Source organism: Serratia sp. NA_13 (assembly GCF_052691735.1).
The window spans coordinates 224,812-247,068 of sequence record NZ_JBQZFV010000002.1 but is presented as its reverse complement, the minus strand read 5'-3'; the positions used below and the strand labels follow the sequence as shown (position 1 = coordinate 247,068).

Annotated in this window: 19 protein-coding genes and 1 other annotated feature; of the genes, 4 read left to right on the top strand and 15 right to left on the bottom strand. The window is 55.7% G+C overall.

Annotated features, from left to right (window positions below; all coding sequences use genetic code 11):
- The first annotated feature begins 54 nt into the window (after positions 1–54).
- A complete protein-coding gene (locus ACUTSU_RS04685) occupies positions 55–1,275 on the top strand; it encodes an MFS transporter (RefSeq protein WP_445653822.1) in 1,221 nt (406 codons plus the stop codon).
- 245 nt (positions 1,276–1,520) lie between these two features.
- Positions 1,521–3,212: a YbaL family putative K(+) efflux transporter gene (ybaL, locus tag ACUTSU_RS04680; RefSeq protein WP_445649752.1), complete on the top strand. Its 1,692-nt coding sequence runs from the start codon at positions 1,521–1,523 to the stop codon at positions 3,210–3,212.
- Between the two features lie 214 nt (positions 3,213–3,426).
- Here ybaL and ACUTSU_RS04675 read toward each other — a convergent pair whose 3' ends face one another.
- From ACUTSU_RS04675 to ACUTSU_RS04620, 12 genes are all read right to left on the bottom strand, one after another.
- Positions 3,427–4,731 carry an inosine/guanosine kinase gene (locus tag ACUTSU_RS04675; RefSeq protein WP_261090298.1) on the bottom strand — a complete coding sequence of 435 codons (1,305 nt, stop codon included), beginning with the start codon at positions 4,729–4,731 and terminating at the stop codon, positions 3,427–3,429.
- Positions 4,732–4,822: 91 nt separating this feature from the next.
- On the bottom strand, positions 4,823–5,785 hold the full coding sequence (gene hemH / locus ACUTSU_RS04670) for a ferrochelatase (RefSeq protein ID WP_445649751.1): 963 nt from the start codon (positions 5,783–5,785) through the stop codon (positions 4,823–4,825).
- Between the two features lie 146 nt (positions 5,786–5,931).
- Complete coding sequence (locus ACUTSU_RS04665) at positions 5,932–7,080, bottom strand: glycerate kinase (protein WP_445653821.1); 1,149 nt, start codon at positions 7,078–7,080, stop codon at positions 5,932–5,934.
- Between the two features lie 9 nt (positions 7,081–7,089).
- The gene (locus ACUTSU_RS04660; RefSeq protein ID WP_012005580.1) at positions 7,090–8,355 is read right to left on the bottom strand and encodes a GntP family permease; all 1,266 of its coding nucleotides are present in this window, start codon (positions 8,353–8,355) and stop codon (positions 7,090–7,092) included.
- A gap of 118 nt (positions 8,356–8,473) precedes the next feature.
- Entirely contained in the window at positions 8,474–9,607 is a 1,134-nt protein-coding gene (locus ACUTSU_RS04655) for a sugar diacid recognition domain-containing protein (protein WP_445649749.1), read from the bottom strand.
- 168 nt (positions 9,608–9,775) lie between these two features.
- A complete protein-coding gene (adk, locus tag ACUTSU_RS04650; protein WP_012005578.1) occupies positions 9,776–10,420 on the bottom strand; it encodes an adenylate kinase in 645 nt (214 codons plus the stop codon).
- 202 nt (positions 10,421–10,622) lie between these two features.
- On the bottom strand, positions 10,623–12,488 hold the full coding sequence (gene htpG, locus ACUTSU_RS04645) for a molecular chaperone HtpG (RefSeq protein ID WP_445653820.1): 1,866 nt from the start codon (positions 12,486–12,488) through the stop codon (positions 10,623–10,625).
- A 135-nt stretch (positions 12,489–12,623) separates the two neighbouring features.
- On the bottom strand, positions 12,624–13,229 hold the full coding sequence (gene recR, locus ACUTSU_RS04640; protein ID WP_012005576.1) for a recombination mediator RecR: 606 nt from the start codon (positions 13,227–13,229) through the stop codon (positions 12,624–12,626).
- Entirely contained in the window at positions 13,229–13,558 is a 330-nt protein-coding gene (locus ACUTSU_RS04635) for a YbaB/EbfC family nucleoid-associated protein (RefSeq protein ID WP_012005575.1), read from the bottom strand. Before ACUTSU_RS04635 ends, recR begins: the two co-directional genes overlap by 1 nt.
- A gap of 41 nt (positions 13,559–13,599) precedes the next feature.
- Positions 13,600–15,552: a DNA polymerase III subunit gamma/tau gene (gene dnaX, locus ACUTSU_RS04630; RefSeq protein ID WP_445649747.1), complete on the bottom strand. Its 1,953-nt coding sequence runs from the start codon at positions 15,550–15,552 to the stop codon at positions 13,600–13,602.
- Positions 14,203–14,267: a sequence feature (DnaX frameshifting element), on the bottom strand. It overlaps the preceding gene by 65 nt.
- Positions 15,553–15,635: 83 nt before the next feature.
- Positions 15,636–16,187, bottom strand: a complete 552-nt coding sequence (gene apt, locus ACUTSU_RS04625; RefSeq protein ID WP_445649746.1) for an adenine phosphoribosyltransferase — start codon at positions 16,185–16,187, stop codon at positions 15,636–15,638.
- Positions 16,188–16,300: 113 nt separating this feature from the next.
- The gene (locus ACUTSU_RS04620; RefSeq protein ID WP_445649745.1) at positions 16,301–16,681 is read right to left on the bottom strand and encodes a DUF454 family protein; all 381 of its coding nucleotides are present in this window, start codon (positions 16,679–16,681) and stop codon (positions 16,301–16,303) included.
- Between the two features lie 150 nt (positions 16,682–16,831).
- Here ACUTSU_RS04620 and priC point away from each other — a divergent pair, with 150 nt between their 5' ends.
- Both priC and rsmS read left to right on the top strand, forming a co-directional pair.
- Complete coding sequence (gene priC / locus ACUTSU_RS04615) at positions 16,832–17,368, top strand: primosomal replication protein PriC (protein ID WP_445649744.1); 537 nt, start codon at positions 16,832–16,834, stop codon at positions 17,366–17,368.
- Between the two features lie 106 nt (positions 17,369–17,474).
- Positions 17,475–17,654 carry a pleiotropic regulatory protein RsmS gene (gene rsmS / locus ACUTSU_RS04610; protein ID WP_012005570.1) on the top strand — a complete coding sequence of 60 codons (180 nt, stop codon included), beginning with the start codon at positions 17,475–17,477 and terminating at the stop codon, positions 17,652–17,654.
- Positions 17,655–17,697: 43 nt separating this feature from the next.
- On the opposite strand, the gene mscK is transcribed toward rsmS, so the two are convergent.
- The 3 genes from mscK to acrR all read right to left on the bottom strand — a co-directional run bounded on the left by mscK (position 17,698) and on the right by acrR (position 22,245).
- Positions 17,698–21,090 carry a mechanosensitive channel MscK gene (gene mscK / locus ACUTSU_RS04605; protein ID WP_445653819.1) on the bottom strand — a complete coding sequence of 1,131 codons (3,393 nt, stop codon included), beginning with the start codon at positions 21,088–21,090 and terminating at the stop codon, positions 17,698–17,700.
- Positions 21,091–21,193: 103 nt separating this feature from the next.
- The gene (locus tag ACUTSU_RS04600; protein WP_445649742.1) at positions 21,194–21,547 is read right to left on the bottom strand and encodes a DsrE/DsrF/TusD sulfur relay family protein; all 354 of its coding nucleotides are present in this window, start codon (positions 21,545–21,547) and stop codon (positions 21,194–21,196) included.
- A gap of 14 nt (positions 21,548–21,561) precedes the next feature.
- On the bottom strand, positions 21,562–22,245 hold the full coding sequence (acrR, locus tag ACUTSU_RS04595; RefSeq protein ID WP_445649741.1) for a multidrug efflux transporter transcriptional repressor AcrR: 684 nt from the start codon (positions 22,243–22,245) through the stop codon (positions 21,562–21,564).
- Positions 22,246–22,257: the final 12 nt, after the last annotated feature.

Here is a 22,257-nt window from a genome sequence, read left to right as displayed (position 1 = left end):
AAATTGCCTAAGATATCTGCTCTTTCCTCTAAAACTTACCAGGCTAATAATAAAATGACCGACCGTAGCGAAACCGCCCTGCCACCGGCCAAGGGCTGTGCGGTTAAAAGGACTGCTTTCTCCATTCTCGGTGCCATCAGCGTCTCTCACCTGCTCAACGACATGATTCAATCGCTGATTCTGGCGATTTACCCGATCCTGCAGGCTGACTTCAGCCTCAGCTTCGTGCAGATCGGTATGATTACTCTGACCTACCAGCTCACGGCGTCCTTATTGCAGCCGCTGATCGGCTACTACACGGATAAACATCCGAAGCCGTATTCGCTGCCCATCGGCATGGGGTTTACCCTGTGCGGGCTGCTGTTGCTGTCCGTGGCCAATACCTTCCCGCTGGTGCTGTTGGCGGCGGCATTGGTCGGTACCGGCTCTTCGGTATTCCATCCTGAATCCTCCCGTGTAGCGCGGATGGCTTCCGGTGGCCGACATGGCCTGGCGCAGTCACTGTTCCAGGTCGGCGGTAACTTTGGCAGTTCCCTCGGGCCTCTACTGGCGGCGCTGATTATCGCGCCTTATGGCAAGGGTAACGTCGCCTGGTTCTCCCTGGCAGCGCTGCTGGCGATTGTGGTGCTATTGCAGGTCAGTAAATGGTATCAACAGCAGCATCGGGCAACAAAAGGCCAGCCTAAAACGGCCTCTTTGGTGAAACCGCTGCCGAAACGTACGGTTACCTATGCCATCAGCATCCTGCTGGTGCTCATTTTCTCCAAATACTTCTATCTGGCCAGCATTAGCAGTTATTACACCTTTTATCTGATGCACAAGTTCGGTGTTTCAGTGCAAAACGCGCAATTTCACCTGTTTGCATTTCTGTTCGCTGTAGCCGCAGGTACCATTATTGGTGGGCCTCTTGGCGACAAGATAGGTCGAAAGCGTGTTATTTGGGGTTCCATTCTTGGTGCTGCGCCATTTACGCTTGTTTTACCCTATGCATCTCTGTATTGGACCGGTATTTTAACGGTATTTATAGGGGTAATACTCGCTTCGGCGTTTTCTGCCATTCTGGTTTACGCTCAGGAACTGATCCCAGGAAAAGTGGGTATGGTTTCCGGTTTATTCTTCGGTTTTGCTTTTGGCATGGGGGGATTAGGTGCGGCGGTTCTTGGTTATGTCGCAGATTTGACCAGTATCGAACTGGTTTATCAAATCTGTGCTTTCCTGCCACTAATCGGCATTATTACCGCATTGCTGCCCAATATGGACCATAACTCACAATAACCCTGCTGTAGTCCCGGTTTGAGTTTATCGCCAAACCGGGTCATCCCCCACACAAACCCATATCCTTTGACTTATTAAGTGTTAAATCTCCTCATTGGCATTCCAAAAGTGGAATCCTCTGCTTTTTCGCAAAATAGCTATATTTAGCCAAGCACGTCGCGAACAAATGCAATAAACTAAATGTGTCTTTTCGTAACTATGTTGCGTTTCCCCTCTGCTGCCATGCATAGCTAGAAGGAGTCTGGATGCATAATTCAACACCGTTAATCACCACCATTGTCGGAGGCTTGGTCCTCGCCTTCCTCCTCGGTATGCTGGCCAATCGCCTTCGCATCTCCCCGCTGGTCGGGTACCTTGCCGCAGGCGTGCTCGCCGGCCCTTTTACCCCCGGTTTTGTTGCCGACACCTCGCTGGCTCCGGAACTGGCGGAAATCGGCGTGATTTTGTTGATGTTTGGTGTTGGCCTCCACTTCTCTCTTAAAGACCTCCTCGCAGTAAAACATATCGCCATTCCCGGTGCCGTGGCCCAGATTGCCGTGGCCACCTTGCTGGGTATGGGGCTATCGAAACTGCTCGGCTGGGATTTGATTTCCGGTCTGGTGTTCGGACTTTGCCTATCCACCGCCAGTACCGTGGTATTGCTGCGTGCGCTGGAAGAACGTCAGTTGATTGATAGCCAGCGTGGGCAAATCGCTATCGGCTGGCTGATCGTAGAAGACTTGGCGATGGTGCTGACGCTGGTATTGCTGCCGGCATTCGGCAATATGCTGGGCAATAACAACGCCAGCAGCGGCCAGTTACTGATTGAGTTGGCAGTGACCATTGGTAAAGTCATCGCCTTTATCGCGCTGATGATTGTGGTTGGCCGTCGCCTGGTGCCGTGGATCCTTGCGAAAACCGCCAGTACCGGCTCACGTGAACTCTTTACCCTAGCCGTGTTGGCATTGGCACTCGGCATTGCCTACGGCGCGGTGAAGCTGTTCGATGTTTCCTTTGCCCTGGGGGCATTCTTTGCCGGTATGGTGCTCAATGAGTCTGAGCTGAGCCATCGAGCGGCCCACGACACCTTACCGCTGCGCGATGCCTTCGCCGTGCTGTTCTTTGTCTCGGTCGGCATGCTGTTTGATCCGATGATCCTGATCAACGAGCCTCTGGCGGTGCTGGCAACGCTGGCGATTATCGTGTTCGGCAAATCTGCGGCCGCATTCCTGCTGGTAAAAATGTTCGGCCACTCCAAACGTACCGCGCTGACCATCTCCGCCAGCCTGGCGCAGATTGGCGAGTTTGCCTTCATCCTGGCAGGGCTCGGGATCACGCTGGGCATGATGTCGGAACATGGTCGCAATCTGGTGCTGGCAGGGGCTATTTTGTCGATCATGCTTAACCCACTGCTGTTCACCCTGCTCGAACGTTATCTGGCCAAGACCGAGACCATAGAAGACCAAATCCTGGAAGAAGCGGTAGAGGACGAGAAGCAGATCCCTGTCGATATGTGTAACCACGCGTTGGTGGTTGGCTTTGGCCGCGTCGGCAGCCTGTTGGGGACCAAGCTGGCCGAAGCCGGTATTCCGCTGGTGGTGATCGAAAACTCACGGCCACGGGTGGAAGCATTGCGTGAACAGGGCATTAAAACGGTGCTGGGCAACGCCGCCAATCCGGAAGTGATGGATCTGGCACGGCTGGACTGCGCACGCTGGCTGCTGTTGACCATCCCCAACGGTTACGAAGCCGGTGAGATCGTAGCCTCTGCACGAACCAAGCGGCCGAACATCGAGATTATCGCCCGGGCGCACTACGATGATGAAGTGTCGTATATCTCTGATCGCGGGGCGGATCAGGTGGTGATGGGTGAACGGGAAATCGCCAACAGCATGCTGAATATCCTTAAGCTGGATACACTGACTGAAGAAGAGAAAATGGGCGGTTGCCCGATCTGATGTGACAAGCGATGTAAAAAAGGTCCGGCTCGCCGGACCTTTTAGGTTGCTGACAAAGCAGGAAAAAGCGTGGTTTTTCCTGCTTTATGGTGAGCAGCCGAAAATCAATAAATTGATTTTCCTGATTTTTATTTATCGACCTCTACTCGCTCTGGGCAGGAATGAGGTTTGTCATCAGTCTGAAAGGTCCGGCTCGCCGGACCTTTTTGTTTTTTTACCGTTCCCAGTAAGACTCTTCCAGACTGTCTTCCCGTTCCGGCAAGCCGCGCGTCAGACGCGGTGAATGCTGGTTCAGCACCTGATAGCTGACACGGTTGGCGTATTTACACACCTGCGCCAACGAGGAGTAAGTCAGGTAACTGCGAACGTGCTTGCTGGAGTTCGGCACGTTATTGCGGTGAAAACCGTTAGCGGCAATATCATGCAACAGCGCTGACAGCGCCCCATCACCGGCACCGTTGGTGTTCATGATTTTTTCCGGTCCACCCATGTAGGGTGCAATGTGCGAATAGATGCGGAACGGGGTTTCGCAGCTTTCACGACGCATCGCGCGGCTGAACTCATAGCGGTTGAATTCGGCGATATGCCCCGGCAACAGCGGATGCTGAGTTTCACGCTTGTTGGCCTCTTCGGTGTAGCCCGCCATATACAGGCCGCTTGGCCCGGCGGTGCACAGCACCAGATCGACCCACTCCAGCGCCATGTCTGAAGCAGTCAGCGGATCGCTCAGCCCGGTCAGTTCCAGCGCTTCATCTTCGTTCATCGCCAGGATAGAAACGTGCTGTTTCAGGAAGTCGCGCCACCACTGTGGATTGTCGGCGATCACGTACTTGGTGCCGAGCGTCAGTACCACCGGCACATCGTGCTTTTTGGCAAACTCGATCGCCTGCATGGTAGCCGCCGGCATCGGTTCACCTTCCTTGCAACGCACCAGATAGGACGTCAGCACCAATGCCGAGGCACCGGCAATCACCTCTTCCTTCACGCTTTCCGGACGCAGTTGGTTCATCTGCCCAGGGCTAATGGCGAAGGTACGCTCACCGCTTTCACCGATCAGCGTGAAGCAGCGCCCAATGGCACCGTCAACCGCCTGCAGGTGGTTAAGATCGGTACGGCTGGAGGTATTGCACAGATAGCGGTAGGCGTAGCTGCCAATCTTGATGTTGCTGCACATCACGCCAAGCAGCACCGAACGGTCATCCGCCAGCACGGAATAGTTGTGCAAAGTATTGCCAATGGTACCGCCGGCAAACTGATGGGTGATTAAATTGTTGTCGATCAATTCCTGATACAGCGCCTCGGCGACGTCATCCTCGATCACCAGAGAATGTCCCAGACTCAGGCCATAGCGCTGGACGAAGCTGTCGTCCACTTTGGCTTCGATATCCACCAGCGTCTGGTCAATACCGACGACATAAGAGGTGCTGACTTCATTTTCGGGCTGAGCCTGCTGCAAGAGCGGATCGCGGGCGTTCACCGGAAAATAGTGTTTGGACTTACGTTTACCAGGAAATTTCATTTAATTGGCGGCAGTGGCAGTTAACAGGCAGAGAATGTTAGCACATTCCTGCCTGATTGATGATGGCTGTCACCATTTTGCGTTCTGAGGATCAGAGGCGCTGTGCCACCAGTTGCTGCATCATATCAATGTGCGCCGGCTCGTCGTTGAGCGCCGAAATGTACTCGAACTTCTCACCGCCGGCCTTAAGGAAGATCTCGCGGTTTTGCTCTTTGATCTCCTCCAGCGTTTCCAGGCAGTCCGCCGAGAAACCGGGGCAGATCAGCTGAATATGCTTAACGCCCTGAGCCGGCAGGCCTTTGAGGGTTTCGTCAGTATATGGCGTCAACCAGGGCTCACGGCCAAAGCGCGACTGGTAGGTCAACATGACCCGATCCGCTGCCAGTGGCAAGGTATCGGTCAAAGACCTTAGCGTATCTTCGCAGCGCTGCGAGTAGTCATCACCGAGACGCACATAACGCTTGGGAATGCCGTGGAACGACAGGACCAACCTATCCGGTTGACCATGTTCGGCAAACGACCGCTCAACGCTCTGACGCAGCGCGGCAATATAGGCCGGGTGCTCGGCATAGTCGCGGATAAAACTGACTGACGGCAGACGGCGATACCCCTTCAGTACGCGGGCCACACCGTCCCATACCGCGGCGCTGGTCGAGCAGGAGTATTGCGGGTACAGCGGCAACACCACCAGATTGGTCACCCCTTGTGCCAGCAGCTTGTCAATCGCCTCTGCCAGGCTTGGGGAACCGTAACTCATACCCAGTTCAACCGGCGTGTTGGGCATACGTGCGGCCAACGCGCACTGCTGGCGGCGGCTGTAAACCAGCAACGGAGAACCTTCGTCCATCCATACCGACTGATACAACTTGGCGACACGCGGTGAACGGATCGGCAAGATAGCGCCGTTGAGGATCGGCCACCAAATCAGAGGGGCCGTATCCACCACGCGGTCGTCACTGAGGAATTCCTTTAGATAGCGTTTTACCGCCGACGAGGTCGGAGCATCCGGCGTGCCCAGGTTCACCAGCAATACTCCGTGTTTCTCTTGCTTCATCTCAGTTCCCCTTGGTTCATTGCAAGCTAACCCCCGGTTCTGGGTCAGGGGGTTAACGTCAATTAATGGCGCCCATTGTAACGGAAAAGCGCCTCATCGGAACCGATATCAGCAACAGGTACAGCCCATAACAAAATAGATTGATCTCAGCCTTGCGCCAACAGCCACACCGCCGCCACATTGCGGGCCGTGACCTCAAGATTATCGGCCGCGTCCGTCAGGGCTTCCTCCAGCGTGACGACCCGGTCAAGCACCGAAAAAGCGGCGTCAATGCCATGCTGGTGCACCACCTGATAATCTTTCGACAGGCTGCCGGAAATGCCGATCACCGGCAAACCATTACGTTTGGCTACCCTTGCCACGCCAATCGGCGTTTTGCCGTGGATCGACTGGCTGTCCAGTCGCCCCTCTCCGGTGAGCACCAGATCGGCGTCACGAAGCGCCTCTTCCAGCCGCAAAGTTTCAATCACGATCTCAATGCCAGGACGTAAGCTAGCGTTGAGCATGCCGAGCAAGGCTGCCCCCATTCCGCCCGCTGCACCGGCGCCCAATGCGTTAAGCACCTCACGGCCGGTGGCCTGCTGCAGCAAACTGCCGAAATGGCTTAGTGCCGCATCTAACTGCGTCACCATCTCCGGCGTGGCTCCCTTCTGCGGGCCAAACACCGCCGAAGCCCCATAAGGGCCACATAAAGGGTTATCCACGTCACAGGCAGCCGTTACGCTCACCTGCTGCAGGCGTGGGTCTACCGCTGAAAGATCAATTTGCGCTAACCGGGCCAGCGCCGCGCCACCCGGCGGCAACGGTTGCTGTTGGTCATCCAGCAGCCTGGCCCCCAGCGCCTGCATCATACCGGCACCACCGTCGTTGGTAGCGCTACCGCCGATACCCAGAATAATCGCCTTCACGCCGCGTTCCAGCGCCGCCAGGATCAGTTCACCAGTACCGTAACTGGTGGTAATACGCGGATCGCGCCGCTCTTTGGGGGCCAGATGCAGGCCGGAAGCGGCCGCCATCTCGATAACGGCAGTTTCCCCCTCCCCCAACAAGCCGTAAAAGGCAGTGACTGGCTGGCCCAACGGGCCGGTGACCTCAACCCGGACAATTTCTCCGCCGGTGGCCGCCACCATCGAATCCACCGTGCCTTCACCGCCGTCCGCCATCGGCAATTTTACATACTGCACCTGTGGGTAAATCTGGCGGAATCCGCGTTCGATGGCCTCGGCCACCTCCATCGCACTCAGGCTTTCTTTAAACGAGTCTGGGGCAATAACCACTTTTTTCAGCGTTTTCATCAGTATTCCTTATCCCGCCAGATTAAATACGCCAAACATCAACGCCGAGACGGCCGCAATGGTAAAGCCGATCAGGGTTTCATACGGCAGTAACTTCAGCCGTTGATGAACCACCATATTGACGCTGCCGCCGGTAGCGTGGAAGAAACTGCCGTGTGGCAGGTGATCCAGCACCGTAGCACCGGCATGGATCATCGCTGCCCCTGCCAGCCCACTGACTCCCAGCTCCAGCAAGGTGCTGCTGAATACGCCGGATGCCACGGCGGTACCGGCGGTGGTGGAAGCGGTCGCCATCGACATCAATGCCCCGGAAAGCGGGGCCAACAGCCAGGCTGGCATACCGGTGTGGGTCAATCCGTTAATTAATGCGTCCTTCAGCGCCGAGTTGGCGATAATGCCCGCCAGCGTACCCGTGCCGAGCAGCATAATGGCCACCGGTGCCATGCGGCTCAGGCCAGAAACCATAAACTGATTACACTGGCGAATACGCCCCATCAATAACGCCCCTACCAATCCGCCGGCAGGTAGCGCAATCAGCGGATCGACAGCAATACCGGCGATCGGCCGCAGCGACAACAGCACAATGGCAACCAACGGTGCGCTGATCGCCGCCGCAAAACCTGGGCGAGAACCTTCAGCATGCTGCGTCAGTTCCTCTGCCAGCACCTTGTCACCTTTGTTGCTCAAGCGCCGGGCCAGCAGATAGGCTACCACCAGCCCACACAGGCCAGGCACAATGCCGGCCATCATTACCGAGGTCAGCGGCACGTGGAAGTTATCGGCGGCCGCAATGGTGTTCGGGTTGGGTGACATCACGTTACCGGCCTTGCCGCCACCGATCATCGCCAACAGGATGGCACCGCGCGAGATCCCGGCCTTCTGGGCAATGGAGAGTGCGATCGGCGCTACGGTGATCACCGCCACGTCGATAAATACCCCAACCGCCGTCAGGATCAGTGTAGCTATCGCCAACGCCAGCAGCGCACGGGTTTCCCCGACCTTGCGGACAATGGTTTCAGCAATGGTATGTGCCGCGCCAGACTCAATCAGCACCCCGGCCAATACCCCCGCGGCCAGAATGCGCATCACGGCGTTGGTGATGCCCTGAGCGCCGGTGATCATCAGCGTCACGGTCTGAACCAGATCGGCGCCGCCACACAGCCCACCGGCCAGCGCACCGGCAATCATACCGTAGGCTGGTGGAACCTTGCGTAAAATCAGAACGATAGCGACAACCAATGCCACCAGCGCCCCCAATGTGGATACCGTTGTCATTATTATTTTCCCCGTTGTTGGTGTGGGGAAAACATATCCTGAGCGCCGAACATTAGCGTGAGAGGAAGCCACAAAAACCCAGCGGGTGGCGCACCGAAAAGTTGTGGTTTTACACAATTCAGTGGTGCATCAGCATGCCGATATATAGCTGCAAGGCATCCGTTAACTGATTGATTTTCAATCCGGTAATCGCCTCAATGCGCTGCAAGCGATAGCGCAGGGTATTGACGTGAATATGCAGCTCAGCGGCGGTCTGCGTCTGATCACAATTCCGCGAAAAATAGTGCCGCAGGGTGCTGCGCAGGACGCCTTTTTCATCACTGGCACCCAGGATCTGCCAGGGGCGTGAAAGCTCCTGCGCACGCCAGTCTTCGCCCAAATCGCACAGCAATGACGGCAGCGGATAGTCTTGGTAGAACAGCGTCTTGTGGCGCAACTTCAAGCGCTGCGCCATCGCCTGCGTGGCGCGGGCCGTCAGGTTAGAACGATGAAGCCCCATCTCACTGCTAAAGAAACCGCCGATAATCAAACGCAGGTTGAAACGCGACTGTAGCTGGCTTTGCAACTGCTGCGCCTGCTTGCGCTCCTGCTTCAAGTTCCATTCCCCTTGCACCAGGCTGGCGGGCCGCAGCAGAACCATTTCGTTTAGGCCGGTGATGGCGAGCAGCGCTTCACGCTGGGTGTGTTCCAGCTCCTCCAATAGTTCACGCAACAAATTCGGCTGGGGATCCTGTAACTCCAGGATCCAGACGATACGCGGCAGTTGCAGATCCAGGCCCAGATAGGCAGCCATCGCCTCCAGTGAGGCCGATGCCGGCTGCGACTGCAGCAACTGATTCGCCAGCTCCTCGCGATAGCGCTTTTCCCACTGGTTTTGGCTGAGCAATGCTGCCTGCTCCACCATCAGCTCAGCCGCCATTTTCACCAGTTCGGCATAGGCACGCACCTGAGCGGGCTCGCCGGAAATGCCGATCACCCCCACCTGCTGGCTGCGAAAGCTAAATGGCAGGTTAATTCCTGGCCGTACACCTTTAAGATGCGATGCGGTCACCGTATCGATTTCCACCACCCGGTTCTCGGTTAGCGCCAATACCGCGCCCTCATGGCGCTGGAACAGGCGTGAGGGATTACCGGAAGCGATGATGACACCGTTGCTGTCCATAACGTTGACGGAATGGTTGATGATGCTCATCGCCCGCTGCACGATCTGGCGTGCGGTGGATTCTGCCAGCAAATTGGTGGTTCTGAGCATCAGGAAGGTCCCCATGGGTGATTACGAAGGCAGTTATACGTCATTTATCGCGGGTGATTAAAGCTCACGGGCTCAACAAGCCACGGCGATCACAGTTCGGCTGGAAAATGGCGAAAAAAAACGCCAGACCGATAAGGCCTGGCGCTATGCACCGCCATGAAAAACCGATCAGCCGAGGATGGTCGCCAGTTCAGCGCTCACTTCGGTCACTTTACGGGTGCCGTCGATTTTACGGTATTGGGTGTTGCCTGCTGCAGCTTCTTTGCTGTAGTAGGAAATCAACGGTGCCGTCATCTGGTGGTATTCAACCAGACGTTTGCGCACGGTTTCTTCCTGATCGTCTTTACGGGTCGTCAGGTCTTCGCCGGTTGCGTCGTCTTTGCCTTCCACCTTCGGCGGATTGAATTTAACGTGGTACACGCGGCCAGATGGCGCATGCACGCGGCGACCAACGATGCGATCAACGATCAGTTCGTCCGGTACGTCGAATTCCAGCACATAATCCACGTTGATACCGGCTTCTTTCATCGCGTCAGCCTGTGGAATAGTGCGTGGGAAACCGTCCAACAGGAAGCCGTTACGGCAGTCTTCCTGGGTGATGCGTTCTTTAACCAGTGCAATGACCAGTTCATCGGTTACCAGCTTGCCGGCATCCATGATTTCTTTCGCCTGCTTGCCCAGTTCACTGCCGGCCTTCACGGCTGCGCGCAACATATCACCAGTAGAGATTTGCGGAATACCGTATTTCTCCATGATGAATTGAGCCTGAGTACCTTTACCAGCGCCCGGAGCGCCCAGCAGAATGATACGCATTGCGTAAATCCCCTTGCTATGTAGTTTTTATAAAATTGCGAAAACACTCAACCATACCATTTCAGGGGGGGCTGGCTCAAGGTACGCGAGGAAATCGATTGCGGAGCCGAAGGGACGAAAAAGAGGATAAAACGCGGAAAATCAGTGAGAAAAGCAAAAAAAACGCCTCCAACCTTTAGGTCAGAGGCGTATAGAGTGACAATTATGCGGACAACAGTTTATTCATGCGGCGGATAAACTGATTTGGGTCTTCCAGCGTGCCACGTTCGGCCAGCAGCGCCTGATCCAATAACAGGTCAATCCATTCGCCGAATTGTTCGTTATCGCCCACATCGGATGCGCGTTTGACCAGCGCATGCTCCGGGTTCAGTTCGAAGATGTATTTCACGGCCGGCGCTTCCTGGCCCGCAGCGGCAAACAATTTCGCCATCTGGGTACTCATTTCATCGGCGTCGGTGATGACGATGGCCGGCGTGTCGGTCAGGCGGTGCGTCAGACGCACATCCTTCACGCGATCGCCCAGCAGGGTCTTCACGCGGTCAACAAATGGCTCCAGCTGCTTCTCAGCGGCCTTCTGCTCTTCGGTTTCATCCGCCAGCTTGTCCAGCGCGTCGTCCGCCTTGCTGACCGACTGGAACAGCTTGCCGTCAAACTCGGTCAGATAGCTCATCATCCATTCATCAATGCGGTCAGAAAGCAGCAGCACTTCGATGCCTTTCTTACGGAACAGCTCCAGGTGCGGGCTGCTCTTGGCGGCGGCATAGCTGTCGGCAGTGATGTAATAAATTTTCTCCTGCCCTTCGGCCATACGGCCAACGTATTCTTCCAGCGAAACGGTTTGCGCCGAGCTGTCACTCTGGGTAGAGGCGAAACGCAGCAGTTTGGCGATGGTTTCTTTGTTGTTCGCGTCTTCCGCCGGGCCTTCTTTCAATACCAGACCGAACTGCTGCCAGAACTTCTGGTAGCCTTCCGCGTCGTCTTTGGCCAGTTTTTCCAGCATCTGCAGCACACGCTTGGTCAGCGCACCGCGCAGGTTTTGCGTCACGCGGCTGTCTTGCAGAATTTCACGCGAGACGTTCAACGGCAGATCGTTGGAATCTATCAGACCACGCACGAAACGCAGGTAATTCGGCATGAACTGCTCAGCGTCGTCCATAATGAATACGCGCTGTACGTACAGTTTCAGACCGTGCTTGTGATCGCGGTTCCACATATCCCACGGGGCCTGGGCCGGGATATACAGCAGGCTGGTGTATTCCTGCTTGCCTTCCACACGGTTGTGGCTCCAGCTCAGCGGGTCAGTAAAGTCGTGAGCAATGTGCTTGTAGAACTCTTTGTATTCTTCGTCGGTGACGTCAGCCTTGCTGCGGGTCCACAGGGCCTGCGCCTTGTTGATTTTTTCCCAGGTAACGGTGCCGTCTTCTTCGTTTTTGGTTTCAATCTCAACCGGCAGTGCGATGTGGTCGGAGTATTTACCGATCACCGAACGCAAACGCCAGGCGTCGAGATATTCATCTTCACCTTCGCGCAGATGCAGGGTGATTTCGGTACCGCGATCTTCTTTGCTGACGTCGGCAATGGTGTAATCGCCCTCACCGACCGACTCCCAGAACACGCCCTGATCGGCGGCTGCACCGGCAGCTCGGGTACGCACGGTGACCTTATCTGCCACGATGAACGCAGAGTAGAAGCCCACGCCGAACTGACCGATCAGTTGGCTGTCTTTGGCCTGATCGGAACCGATAGATTCGAGGAAGGCTTTGGTCCCTGATTTTGCAATGGTGCCCAGGTTTTCAATCACTTCTTCGCGGCTCATACCAATGCCGTTGTCGGCAATCGTCAGCGTACGCTGGTCTTTATCGAAGGAAAGACGCACACGCAACTCGCCGTCGCCTTCATACAGCTCAGGCGCGGACAGCGCGCGGAAACGCAGCTTGTCGGCGGCGTCTGAGGCGTTTGAGATCAGCTCGCGCAGGAAAATTTCTTTATTGGAGTACAGCGAATGAATCATCAAATGAAGCAGTTGTTTTACTTCAGACTGGAAACCACGGGTTTCTTGACCTTTCATACTCATTGATTACCTCAAAGATATAGCTACCAAAATCGGACAATGAGGATCAAGTGGGGGTCAGGACATTGTTTTTCAAGCGACTGGGGGGAATTTTTTTGGAAAGTAGCGGGGCCGCGATGGCCCCGCTCAGCGTCAGAATTTGATAACGTGGCGACCGGCGAGGGAATGCGACAGCGTGGTGCCGTCGACCATCTCAAGCTCGCCCCCTACCGGCACGCCGTGGGCGATGCGGCTGGCCACTACGCCATACTGACCACACATCTCGGCGATGTAGTTGGCGGTTGCGTCACCTTCCACCGTCGGATTGGTCGCCAGGATCACTTCGGTAACGCTTTCTTTTTCCAGCCGTTGCTCCAACCGATCCAGACCTATATCACCAGGGCCAATGCCGTCCATCGGCGACAGGTGCCCCATCAGCACAAAGTAGCGCCCGGCGAACTGACCGGTCTGCTCGATGGCGTGAATATCAGCCGGGCTTTCCACCACGCAGATCTGGCCGTTTTGTTGACGGCGCGGATTGGCGCAGATGGTGCAGATATCCTGCTCGGTGAAGGTACGGCAATCGGCACAGTGGCCGATTTCCGACATGGCACGGGTCAGAGCCTGCGCCAAACGCATGCCACCGCTGCGATCGCGCTGCAACAGTTGGAATGCCATGCGCTGCGCCGACTTCGGGCCAACGCCCGGCAGGCAACGCAACGCCTCCATCAGTGTTTCAAGGAGCGGGCTGGTTTGCATCAGAACGGCATCTTAAAGCCAGGTGGCAGTTGCATGCCATTGGACACAGACGCCATCTTCTCTTTCTGGGTTTCGTCGATACGACGTGCGGCGTCGTTGATCGCAGCAGCGATCAAATCTTCCAGCATATCTTTATCGTCTTCCATCAGGCTCGGATCGATCTCCACACGACGGCAGTTGTGCGCGCCATTGATGGTGACTTTCACCAGGCCAGCACCGGATTCGCCAGTCACTTCCAATTTGGCGACTTCTTCCTGCATCTGCTGCATTTTTTCTTGCATTTGCTGGGCTTGCTTCATCAGGTTGCCCAGACCGCCTTTACCAAACATAGTCGTCTCTCGTCGCTAGGGCCGCGCACTTTACGCAGCGTTTAAATGGGGCGAATACTCTCTTCATCCAGGTCCGCGTCGAAGAAACGGCGCAGGGTCTGGATATGGGTATCCGCAACGATCGACTGGCGCGCCTGCGCCAGTTTTTCTTCATAAATGGCTTGTCGCCACTCCAGCGGAGTCCGCTCCGCCGGATTATCGTCTTCCACCACGGTCAACTCAACCGGGCTACCGTATAGCTCGCTGAGCGCATCGGTCAGGACCTTCTGCGCCGAAGGCGAATTCAGATGGCGCTGCGACGACCGCAGGTGAAGACAAATCTTACCGGGTTCCAACTGTTGTTTAACCGCGTTTAATGCCAGTTGCTGCACCAGTTTTGGAATTTTAAGCTTATCGATTTCCGCCGCCCAGGCATCGCGTTCCAGCGATTCAGCCACCAGTTTGGCCGACAGCTCGGGCGTTTTCTCATGCTCAAGCGCGGTGCGCAACGCTTTCGGCGTAGCCAGCGGCTCCGGCTCGGCCTCCGGCTCGGTCAGTGCGCGCCAGCGGTAAGCCTCCGGCTTGGCCGGTTTTTCCTGCACGATCTTTTCCGCCTGGCGCTGCTGGCTGCGCTCAGTCACGGAAGCCAACCGCTCCAGTGCCGAGTTCGCCGGCCGCGCTTTTCCAGGCGCCGCCGGTTCACTCTTTTTTGTTGTGGATGCTCCCTGCTGCCTCAGCAGTTGGGTACGCGCCTTTAATAATTGCGCGGTGGCATCCGGTAAATTCGCTTGCTGGCTGTTTTGCGGTGCAACCTGCCCTAACGGCGGTGGTGTGTCCTGAAACTGCGGCGGCTGGGCCGCCTGAGCCTGTGGTTGTGCCATTTGCACCGGCGCGGTTTGCACCATGGCTACCGGCTCCGATATCACCGCTTTCGGGTGAAACGCCAGCGCACGCAGCAGGGTCATTTCAACCCCCATGCGACGATCCGGCGCAAAGGCCAGCTCTTTGCGGCCAACCAACAGCGTTTGGTAATAGAGTTGTACATCAGTCGGCGGCAAAGTACGCGCCAGCTCACGCAGCCGCTGTTCAATGGCAGCGTAATGATTATCCAACACCGACGGCAGCAACTGTACCATCGCAATACGGTGCAGCAACGCCAGTGTCTCGATCAGCAGATTTTCCCAATCGACACCGCGCGAAGCAGCCTGCGCGACCTGGGCCATCACCTTCTCGCCATCGGCACTGACCAGCGCTTCGAGGATCGCCAGGGGTTGTTCATCGTCAAGCGTACCGAGCATTTGGCTGACGGTGGCGGTGGTCACCTGCCCCTGTCCCATGGCAATCGCTTGGTCAGTGAGGCTCAGTGCATCACGCATGCTGCCATCGGCGGCACGCGCCAATAGCTGCAACGCACGCTGATCGCTGGTGATCTGTTCTGCCTGCAGCACCGTTTCCAATTGGCTGCGGATCTGATCGACATCCAGCGCCTTCAAATGAAATTGCAGACAGCGGGACAAAATGGTCACCGGCAACTTTTGCGGATCGGTGGTTGCCAACAGGAATTTGACGTGCGAAGGCGGCTCTTCCAGCGTTTTCAACAGCGCATTAAAGCTGTGGCGCGAGAGCATGTGCACTTCGTCAATCAGGTAAACCTTGAAGCGGCCACGGGCGGGGGCGTACTGGACGTTATCCAGCAAATCGCGGGTATCTTCCACCTTGGTTCTGGACGCGGCGTCAATCTCGATAAGATCGACAAAACGCCCCTGCTCAATCTCGCGGCAGTTATCACATTGACCGCACGGCGTGGCGGTGATGCCGGTTTCACAGTTCAGGCCTTTGGCCAGCAGGCGCGCAATGGTGGTTTTACCCACGCCGCGCGTGCCCGAGAACAGATAGGCGTGATGGATCCGCCCCAGCGAGAGGCCGTTAGCCAGTGCAGTCAGGACGTGTTCCTGTCCGACAACATCTGCAAACGTTTGAGGGCGCCACTTACGGGCTAGAACCTGATAGCTCATTAATACCGGAAAAGTCGAGTAATCTGGAGGGTCATGCTAACACAGCCCCGCGGCGATCCGCGAGGCCGTTGTGGTAATGCGGATCAGTGGCCGGAGAAGTTGACCAGGCTGTAGCATTCAATACCCAGGGTATTTAAACGCGCTTCACCGCCGAGCTCCGGCAGATTGATAATAAAGGCGGCGTCTGTCACTTCCCCCCCCAAACGGCGGATCAGTTTTGCGGTAGCTTCTATAGTGCCACCCGTGGCCAGCAGATCGTCCACCACCAGCACTTTATCACCGGCGCTGATAGCATCGGTGTGAATTTCCAACTTGTCGGTGCCGTATTCCAGCTCATAGCTCTCGCTGAGGGTGGCACGCGGCAGTTTGCCCGGTTTGCGCACCGGTACAAAACCCACGCCCAGCGCCAACGCCACCGGTGCGCCAAACAGAAAGCCGCGCGCTTCGGTGCCAACCACTTTGGTCACGCCCGCTTCGCGAAAACGCTCAACCAGCAATTCGATGCTGGCAGCGTAAGCCAGCGGGTTTTCCAGCAGGCTGGTGACGTCGCGGAACAGTATGCCCGGCTTAGGGTAATCCGGGATGGTTTTGATACTGTCTTTAATAAACTGAAGCTGCTGCGCAGTAGCGGTCATAATTGTTGCCTGATAAAACTGCCTGATGACTTGCGCGCAGGTCATCTTAACCCGCACACGAAAACGGTCAAATCTATGCAAACTGGCGGACAAATGCAACCGACGGTGTGCGATCAGTGCTGTTTTTGTTGCGGCAGGTCAACAACCGGCAACCGTGACATAAAGATCAGCAGAACGGCCAGCATCACTAACAGTAAGCCGCGCACCCACCAAAGCTTCACCAACCACAGCGAAACCGCAAACGTCAGCACAATCATCAATACGGCCTTCCATTTGGTCCCTGGCGGCAATGCGCGGTGCTGTTGCCAGTGGCGCAAGTAGGGGCCAAACCATGAACGGTACAGCAACCAGCCGTGAAATCGCGGGGATGAACGGGCAAAACACCATGCGGCCAACAGTAAAAAGGGCGTGGTGGGCAGCAGCGGCAATACCACGCCCAGCGTCGCCAGCACCACCGCCAGCCAACCGAGGATTATCAATAACCAACGCGTCATGGGGCTCCTTGTCCATCAACCTGTCTGACGTCACTTTATCACCAGCCTCCCCAGCATCACCAGTCGCAACGGCCGGAATATGCTTACAGCGCTTGTTTCACGGTGTGAACGCGTGCAAGCTGAACCCACTATCATCGTCATGGAGCCAACGTGAGTACTCAGCGTCTTTTACAAGTGTTAGAACAACAGATCACGGTGTTAGCCGGCGAAATCACGCCGCAAGGCGACGCGCCGATCCCTCAGGCACGCTTTGACGCTGCGTTATTTTCCAACCGTGGCACCCGGCTGCGCGATTACCTGACAGAAGTACAAAAGAACTTCGCCCAGTTGCAGACCGCCGCCAACGACAGCCGCACCACCCAGGTAGCCTTTCTGGCCGAGAGACTGGTGGCGCAGATCACCGCTCTGCAGCGCGAATTGGCGACCCAGGCACTACGCCGGAAAAATCAACCCAGGGAAGTCGTGGCGGCCGATTTGTACCATAAGCTGGCTGAGCATCAGGATTATGAGCGTCGGATCATTTCGATGATCCAGGATCGGGAAAGCCTGTTAGGTAGACAGACCACGCTGGCAGCTCAGCAAAAACTGCAGCATGAGCTGGCGGCGCTGGAAGGCCGATTGATGCGTTGCCGTCAGGCGCTGGCACGAATCGAGCGCAGTATTGAACGTAAAGAAAACGGTTTTTGAAGATTTATCACAATATTTTAATGTTTATTCCCCGCCGCGGACCTTGTTCACTATACTCAGCCGAAGCGAAGCATCACTCATTCATCTCAATTTAAACGTGGGTTTTATGTCTCTAGAAAATGCCTCAGCAGAATTGCAACTGGCGGTAGATCTGATTTACCTGCTGGAATGCAATGAGATCGATCCGGCCACCGCGCTGGCGGCGCTGGATATTGTCAAACGGGACTACCAGGAAAAGTTGCAGCGCAACGGTGTTACCTCCCCTTATCTGCCTGTCGGCCAGTAAAAAGGGTTCAGCCTGCGCTGAACCCTTGCTTCTCATTCCATTATCATCCTGCCAACGTACCGCCTTCATCCGGCGATAATGTCCGTTTCACTTCCTGCACCTCGTTGCCCTGCTGATTGTGCAAATACACCTCAAGCTGGTTGAAGGCGATATTGATATCGTTCTCACGGCACAGGCGTTCGATCGAGCGGTTCAGTTCGTCAACGGTGTAGCTGCGGTCACGCAACTCACGCACGTAAAGGCGCAGTTCGTGATCCAGCGTGCTGGCACCGAAATTAAGGAAGAACACCTGCGGCTCGGGATCGGTCATCACCCGCGGGTTATCGCGCGCCGCCTGTAAAAGTACCGCTTTCACCTTGTCCAGGTCAGATCCGTAGGCTACGCCAACCTTGATCAATACGCGGGTAATGGTGTCTGACAGCGACCAGTTGATCAACCGCTCGGTGACAAACGCCTTGTTCGGGATGATCACTTCTTTGCGGTCAAAATCGGTGATGGTGGTGGCACGAATACGGATTTTACTGACCGAGCCTGAGAAACTGCCGATAGTAATGGTATCGCCGATACGGATCGGCCGTTCAAACAGGATAATCAGACCGGAGACAAAGTTGGCGAAAATCTCCTGTAAACCGAAGCCCAATCCGACGGTCAAACCGGCCGCCAGCCACTGCAGCTTATCCCAGGATACACCCAGCGATCCCAGTGCGGTCACCGCACCTACGGTGGTGATCAGATAGGTCAGTATGGTGGTGACGGCGTAAGAGGTCCCCTGCCGCAACTGCAGCCGCGACAACACCACCACCTCCAGTAAACCCGGCAGGTTGCGCGTCATGACGTAGGCAACGATTACCGCAGCTATTGCTACCATCATATTGCCCAACGTTACCGCCTGCGCCACGCTGCTGCCGGCAACGGTAGCGGTGTAATGCCATAGCGTGATGCTGTCCAGATACGAAATCACCGTCACCAGATCGGACCAAATGGCATAAAAAGCACTGGCGAAGATAATAAACAGCGCCATGGTGGTCAGACGCAGCGACTGCTGGTTGATTTGATCGAGCGCTAAAGGAGGTTCTTCAACCGGTTCCAGCCCTTCGGCTCCCTCTTTCTCTTTCGCCAGGCTCTGACGACGGGCCAGCGCACGGCGGTAGGCCAGGCGGCGGGCCGCGACGCTCAATCCCCGGATCGCAGTCAGATAGACAATATTCCACAGGAAAAACAGGTACAGACTGTCGATCCAGCGGCCGGCCAGCCGCAGCGTGGTGTAGAAGTAACCGGCAAACATCAGCCCAAGCAGGATCAACGGCGTGGCCGCAATGGCGGTCACTATCACCAACCGTACCGCGTGCGAACCTTTCTCGCGCCAACTGTCACGGCACATCGGGAACACCAGCACGGTCAGCAGTGCCAACGTCAGCATGACCACCACTTGGCCAATCACGTCTTCCACCAGCCGCAGCGGCGCTTTCTCGCCCAGTACCGACCAGAAGATCAACGGCAGCAGCGCCATGCCCAAGCGCACCGCCTGACGGCGGTAATGCGCACAAAGCTCAGGGGTGAAATTGAAGTGGCGCTCACAAACGCCGCCCACTGCCAGCATGCGGTAGGTGAAGCCGAAAATCAGCCAAAACAGTGCCAACTGCTGCGACAGCGCCCAGATGAAATCACTGAGGCCAATTTCGGCACGCTCCCCCCAAAATCCCGCCCCCAGCAGCAGCGCCGAACCGGGTAATACCTTCAGCAAGGTCAGTAAGATGGCTTTTGGTGTGTGCAGTTGGCCATCGCGCTTTAACTGCCCGACATCGTTGGCCAGCCGTTGCAAATGGCTGTCGATCAGCTTGTAACGCCAGCGTAACAGACCGAGCAGCAGCAGCAGCGGGATCAGCACCAGCAGTGAATTCAAACCGCCCTGCACTATTTTGCCAAGTTCTAATTTGAAATCGAGGGTGGCAAGCTGATCTCTGACCGCCCCCGGCAGGGCTTTCAACCACGCCAAATCAACCGGTTTGTTACTGTTAACCCAGAAAATTTGCTGGGTCAGCGTATCCCGCAGTGAGCTGTTAACGCTGGTCAACTGCTGCTGGTTGATCTGCAGGTTGATCGACTGCGCCAATTGATTGCTTAGCTGTTTGTTCAACTGATCCAACAGTTCACGCCGCATATCGACGATTTCGTTTAAAGCGTCAAGCACGTCTCCACTGGCCTTTTCTTTACTGTCGGCAACCAGCTTATTGATGTAATCGTCGCCTTTGAACAGGTCGTCGCGCTGCTGATTGATATCAAACTGTTCCAGACGCAGATCGGCGATACGCGTGCCCATGTCTGCCACCAGCGTCCCCTGCGGCAGGCTTTGCTGCTGTTGATACAAAATACGTGACAGCACCAGACTGCCTTTGAGCACCTGGATCTGTTCTTTCAGATTGCGTTCCGCCTGCAAGCCACGATCGAGCCAGTTCTTTACCCGAATATTCTGCTGGAACAGCACGTTGCTCTCTTCGGTGGCGGCAATCAGCCGTTGGCTGAGCTGGCGGTTAACGTCTAGCTCCTTACTGACCAGCTTATCGTGCTGAATGTCCGTAGCATCTTCCGGGTTCTGCGCCTCTTTGGCGGTTTTTTCCGACAGTGTCAGGCGCTTGCTGTTGACCACTTCTTGCAGCAACTGCACGTTGTGATCCAGCGCATCAATATGCCCGGTGGTATAATCGCGCTGTTTTTGCAGTAGATCCTGCAGGGTGGTGTTGGCTTCCAGGCTTTTGCGCTGCAGATCAATTTGCGCATTGAGCAACGTCTGTTCGGTTGCCAGCATGACTAACTGGCTGTCGCGCAGTGAATTTTGGCCCGGCGTCCGATCGTTGATCTGGTTACGGATCTCCTGCAGACGCTGCGAGGCGGTGTACATGCTGCTCTGCACTCGCTCTGGCTGGGTCTGCAGTGAAACCAGTTGGCTGTTATAGGTCGACAGGTTTTCCTGCGCAGTCTGCAGATCGTCGAGGGTTTGATAAAGGCGACTTTCCAACTGGCGCAGCGAAAGCTGCAGCAGCTCGCCCCTGGCGGCCGTGCCATCTACCGGCGTCTTGAGTGCATCAAGATCGGCGGTTACCTGACGCAGTTTGCCCGGCGCCAGTTGCAACTGCTGTTTAAGCTGAGCGCTATCTTGTTTGGTGCGTTCAATCGCATCCAGCAGCTCAAGCGTGCGGGCCAAATCTTGCTGGGTGAGCTTATTGACCGAGGTCAACGTCTTTTGCTTGTTCAGCGCTTCAATCTGGCTTTGAATTTCGCTGCGGGACGGCAGGTCGCCATTAAAGGACGCATAGGCCACAGGTTGGCACACCGCACAAACAGCAATCAGTAAAAACAGGGCAAGGGTGCGGGAAAGGCCCACACTCAGGAATGAGGGAAACGCCAGAAAAGAACCTTTAGCTAACCTGCGATGCATGATTTGGCTTCGAATCAATAATAAAGAAGCTTAAAGATTATCACGATCGCAGATAGCCAAAGAATAAGAAAAGCATTGCTGGTGATGTACAGATGTCGCAGGATTAGAATGTCAGCACTTTCTCGGCCGCCAAAGTCCACTGCGCCAGCTCGACCAGGGTACCGATCTCTACTCCATCCGCCAGTGGCAGTTGGCTCACGCCACGTGCGTCGGCGCAGGTCTTGCACAGTTTCACCGGGACCTGTTGCGCAGTGAGAATCTCCAACATCTGCTGTAAATGGTACCCTTCACGCGGCTGTTGTCCAGCCAGCCCGGCTACCACCGCATCAGACATCAGAAACAGTTTCAGGTCGAGATCGCTTTGCTGCTCTTTCAGAGTCATGGCCAGACGCAAGGCGTTAAACAGGGATTCATTGCCATAAGCGGCACCATTGGCAATCAACACAACGGATGACATGGTGTTTCTCCTAACTATGAAGGATAGATTTCGACGCTGCGGGGCTGCGTCGCCAGTTCTTCCGGCTTGACTCGTAAAGCGGGACTGAATTGGACCATTTCGAGGAAGGAGTCGATCAGCGCCATCGCTTCGGCTTTCAGATCAAAGCTCTCCGGCATAAACAGCCAATTCTCCATCAGGCCGGTAATATAGGCATGCAGGATAATTGCCGTGCGGCGAGTGTGCAAATCAACGGGCAGTTGGCCATGCTCAATACAGCCACGCAGCACCGACTCAATGCGTTCATAACCTGTCAGGTACAAGACTTTACGCGCTTCATGCAGCGGCATCATCTCACCGACGAATTCGCACTTGTGGAAAACGATCTCCAACAGCGCTCGGCGGCGGCTGTCATCAACCGTAGCCGTCAGAATGTAAATCAGAATTTCTCGTAAAATACGCAGTGGATTCTCAGGGAACTTTGCTTGATACTCTAGTTCCAGATCGCCAATTTTTGACTCTGATAATTCCCAAACTTCGTTAAACAGGTCTACCTTGTTCTTGAAGTGCCAATAAATTGCACCACGCGTAACTCCGGCAGCAGTAGCAATATCTGTCAGTGACGTTGCGGAAACGCCACGTTCAGAGAATTCTTGCACCGCAGCATCAAGTATGTGCTGTCGAGTTTCCAGCGCCTGCTGTTTGGTTTTTCGTGCCATGACGTTGTTTTT

What these genes read in the sequence shown, in the direction of transcription:
- ACUTSU_RS04685 (WP_445653822.1), top strand. Translation starts at nt 55, where the DNA reads ATGACCGACCGTAGCGAAACCGCCCTGCCACCGGCCAAGGGCTGTGCG.
- ybaL (WP_445649752.1), top strand. Translation starts at nt 1,521, where the DNA reads ATGCATAATTCAACACCGTTAATCACCACCATTGTCGGAGGCTTGGTC.
- ACUTSU_RS04675 (WP_261090298.1), bottom strand. Translation starts at nt 4,731, where the DNA reads ATGAAATTTCCTGGTAAACGTAAGTCCAAACACTATTTTCCGGTGAAC.
- hemH (WP_445649751.1), bottom strand. Translation starts at nt 5,785, where the DNA reads ATGAAGCAAGAGAAACACGGAGTATTGCTGGTGAACCTGGGCACGCCG.
- ACUTSU_RS04665 (WP_445653821.1), bottom strand. Translation starts at nt 7,080, where the DNA reads ATGAAAACGCTGAAAAAAGTGGTTATTGCCCCAGACTCGTTTAAAGAA.
- ACUTSU_RS04660 (WP_012005580.1), bottom strand. Translation starts at nt 8,355, where the DNA reads ATGACAACGGTATCCACATTGGGGGCGCTGGTGGCATTGGTTGTCGCT.
- ACUTSU_RS04655 (WP_445649749.1), bottom strand. Translation starts at nt 9,607, where the DNA reads ATGCTCAGAACCACCAATTTGCTGGCAGAATCCACCGCACGCCAGATC.
- adk (WP_012005578.1), bottom strand. Translation starts at nt 10,420, where the DNA reads ATGCGTATCATTCTGCTGGGCGCTCCGGGCGCTGGTAAAGGTACTCAG.
- htpG (WP_445653820.1), bottom strand. Translation starts at nt 12,488, where the DNA reads ATGAAAGGTCAAGAAACCCGTGGTTTCCAGTCTGAAGTAAAACAACTG.
- recR (WP_012005576.1), bottom strand. Translation starts at nt 13,229, where the DNA reads ATGCAAACCAGCCCGCTCCTTGAAACACTGATGGAGGCGTTGCGTTGC.
- ACUTSU_RS04635 (WP_012005575.1), bottom strand. Translation starts at nt 13,558, where the DNA reads ATGTTTGGTAAAGGCGGTCTGGGCAACCTGATGAAGCAAGCCCAGCAA.
- dnaX (WP_445649747.1), bottom strand. Translation starts at nt 15,552, where the DNA reads ATGAGCTATCAGGTTCTAGCCCGTAAGTGGCGCCCTCAAACGTTTGCA.
- apt (WP_445649746.1), bottom strand. Translation starts at nt 16,187, where the DNA reads ATGACCGCTACTGCGCAGCAGCTTCAGTTTATTAAAGACAGTATCAAA.
- ACUTSU_RS04620 (WP_445649745.1), bottom strand. Translation starts at nt 16,681, where the DNA reads ATGACGCGTTGGTTATTGATAATCCTCGGTTGGCTGGCGGTGGTGCTG.
- rsmS (WP_012005570.1), top strand. Translation starts at nt 17,475, where the DNA reads ATGTCTCTAGAAAATGCCTCAGCAGAATTGCAACTGGCGGTAGATCTG.
- mscK (WP_445653819.1), bottom strand. Translation starts at nt 21,090, where the DNA reads ATGCATCGCAGGTTAGCTAAAGGTTCTTTTCTGGCGTTTCCCTCATTC.
- ACUTSU_RS04600 (WP_445649742.1), bottom strand. Translation starts at nt 21,547, where the DNA reads ATGTCATCCGTTGTGTTGATTGCCAATGGTGCCGCTTATGGCAATGAA.
- acrR (WP_445649741.1), bottom strand. Translation starts at nt 22,245, where the DNA reads ATGGCACGAAAAACCAAACAGCAGGCGCTGGAAACTCGACAGCACATA.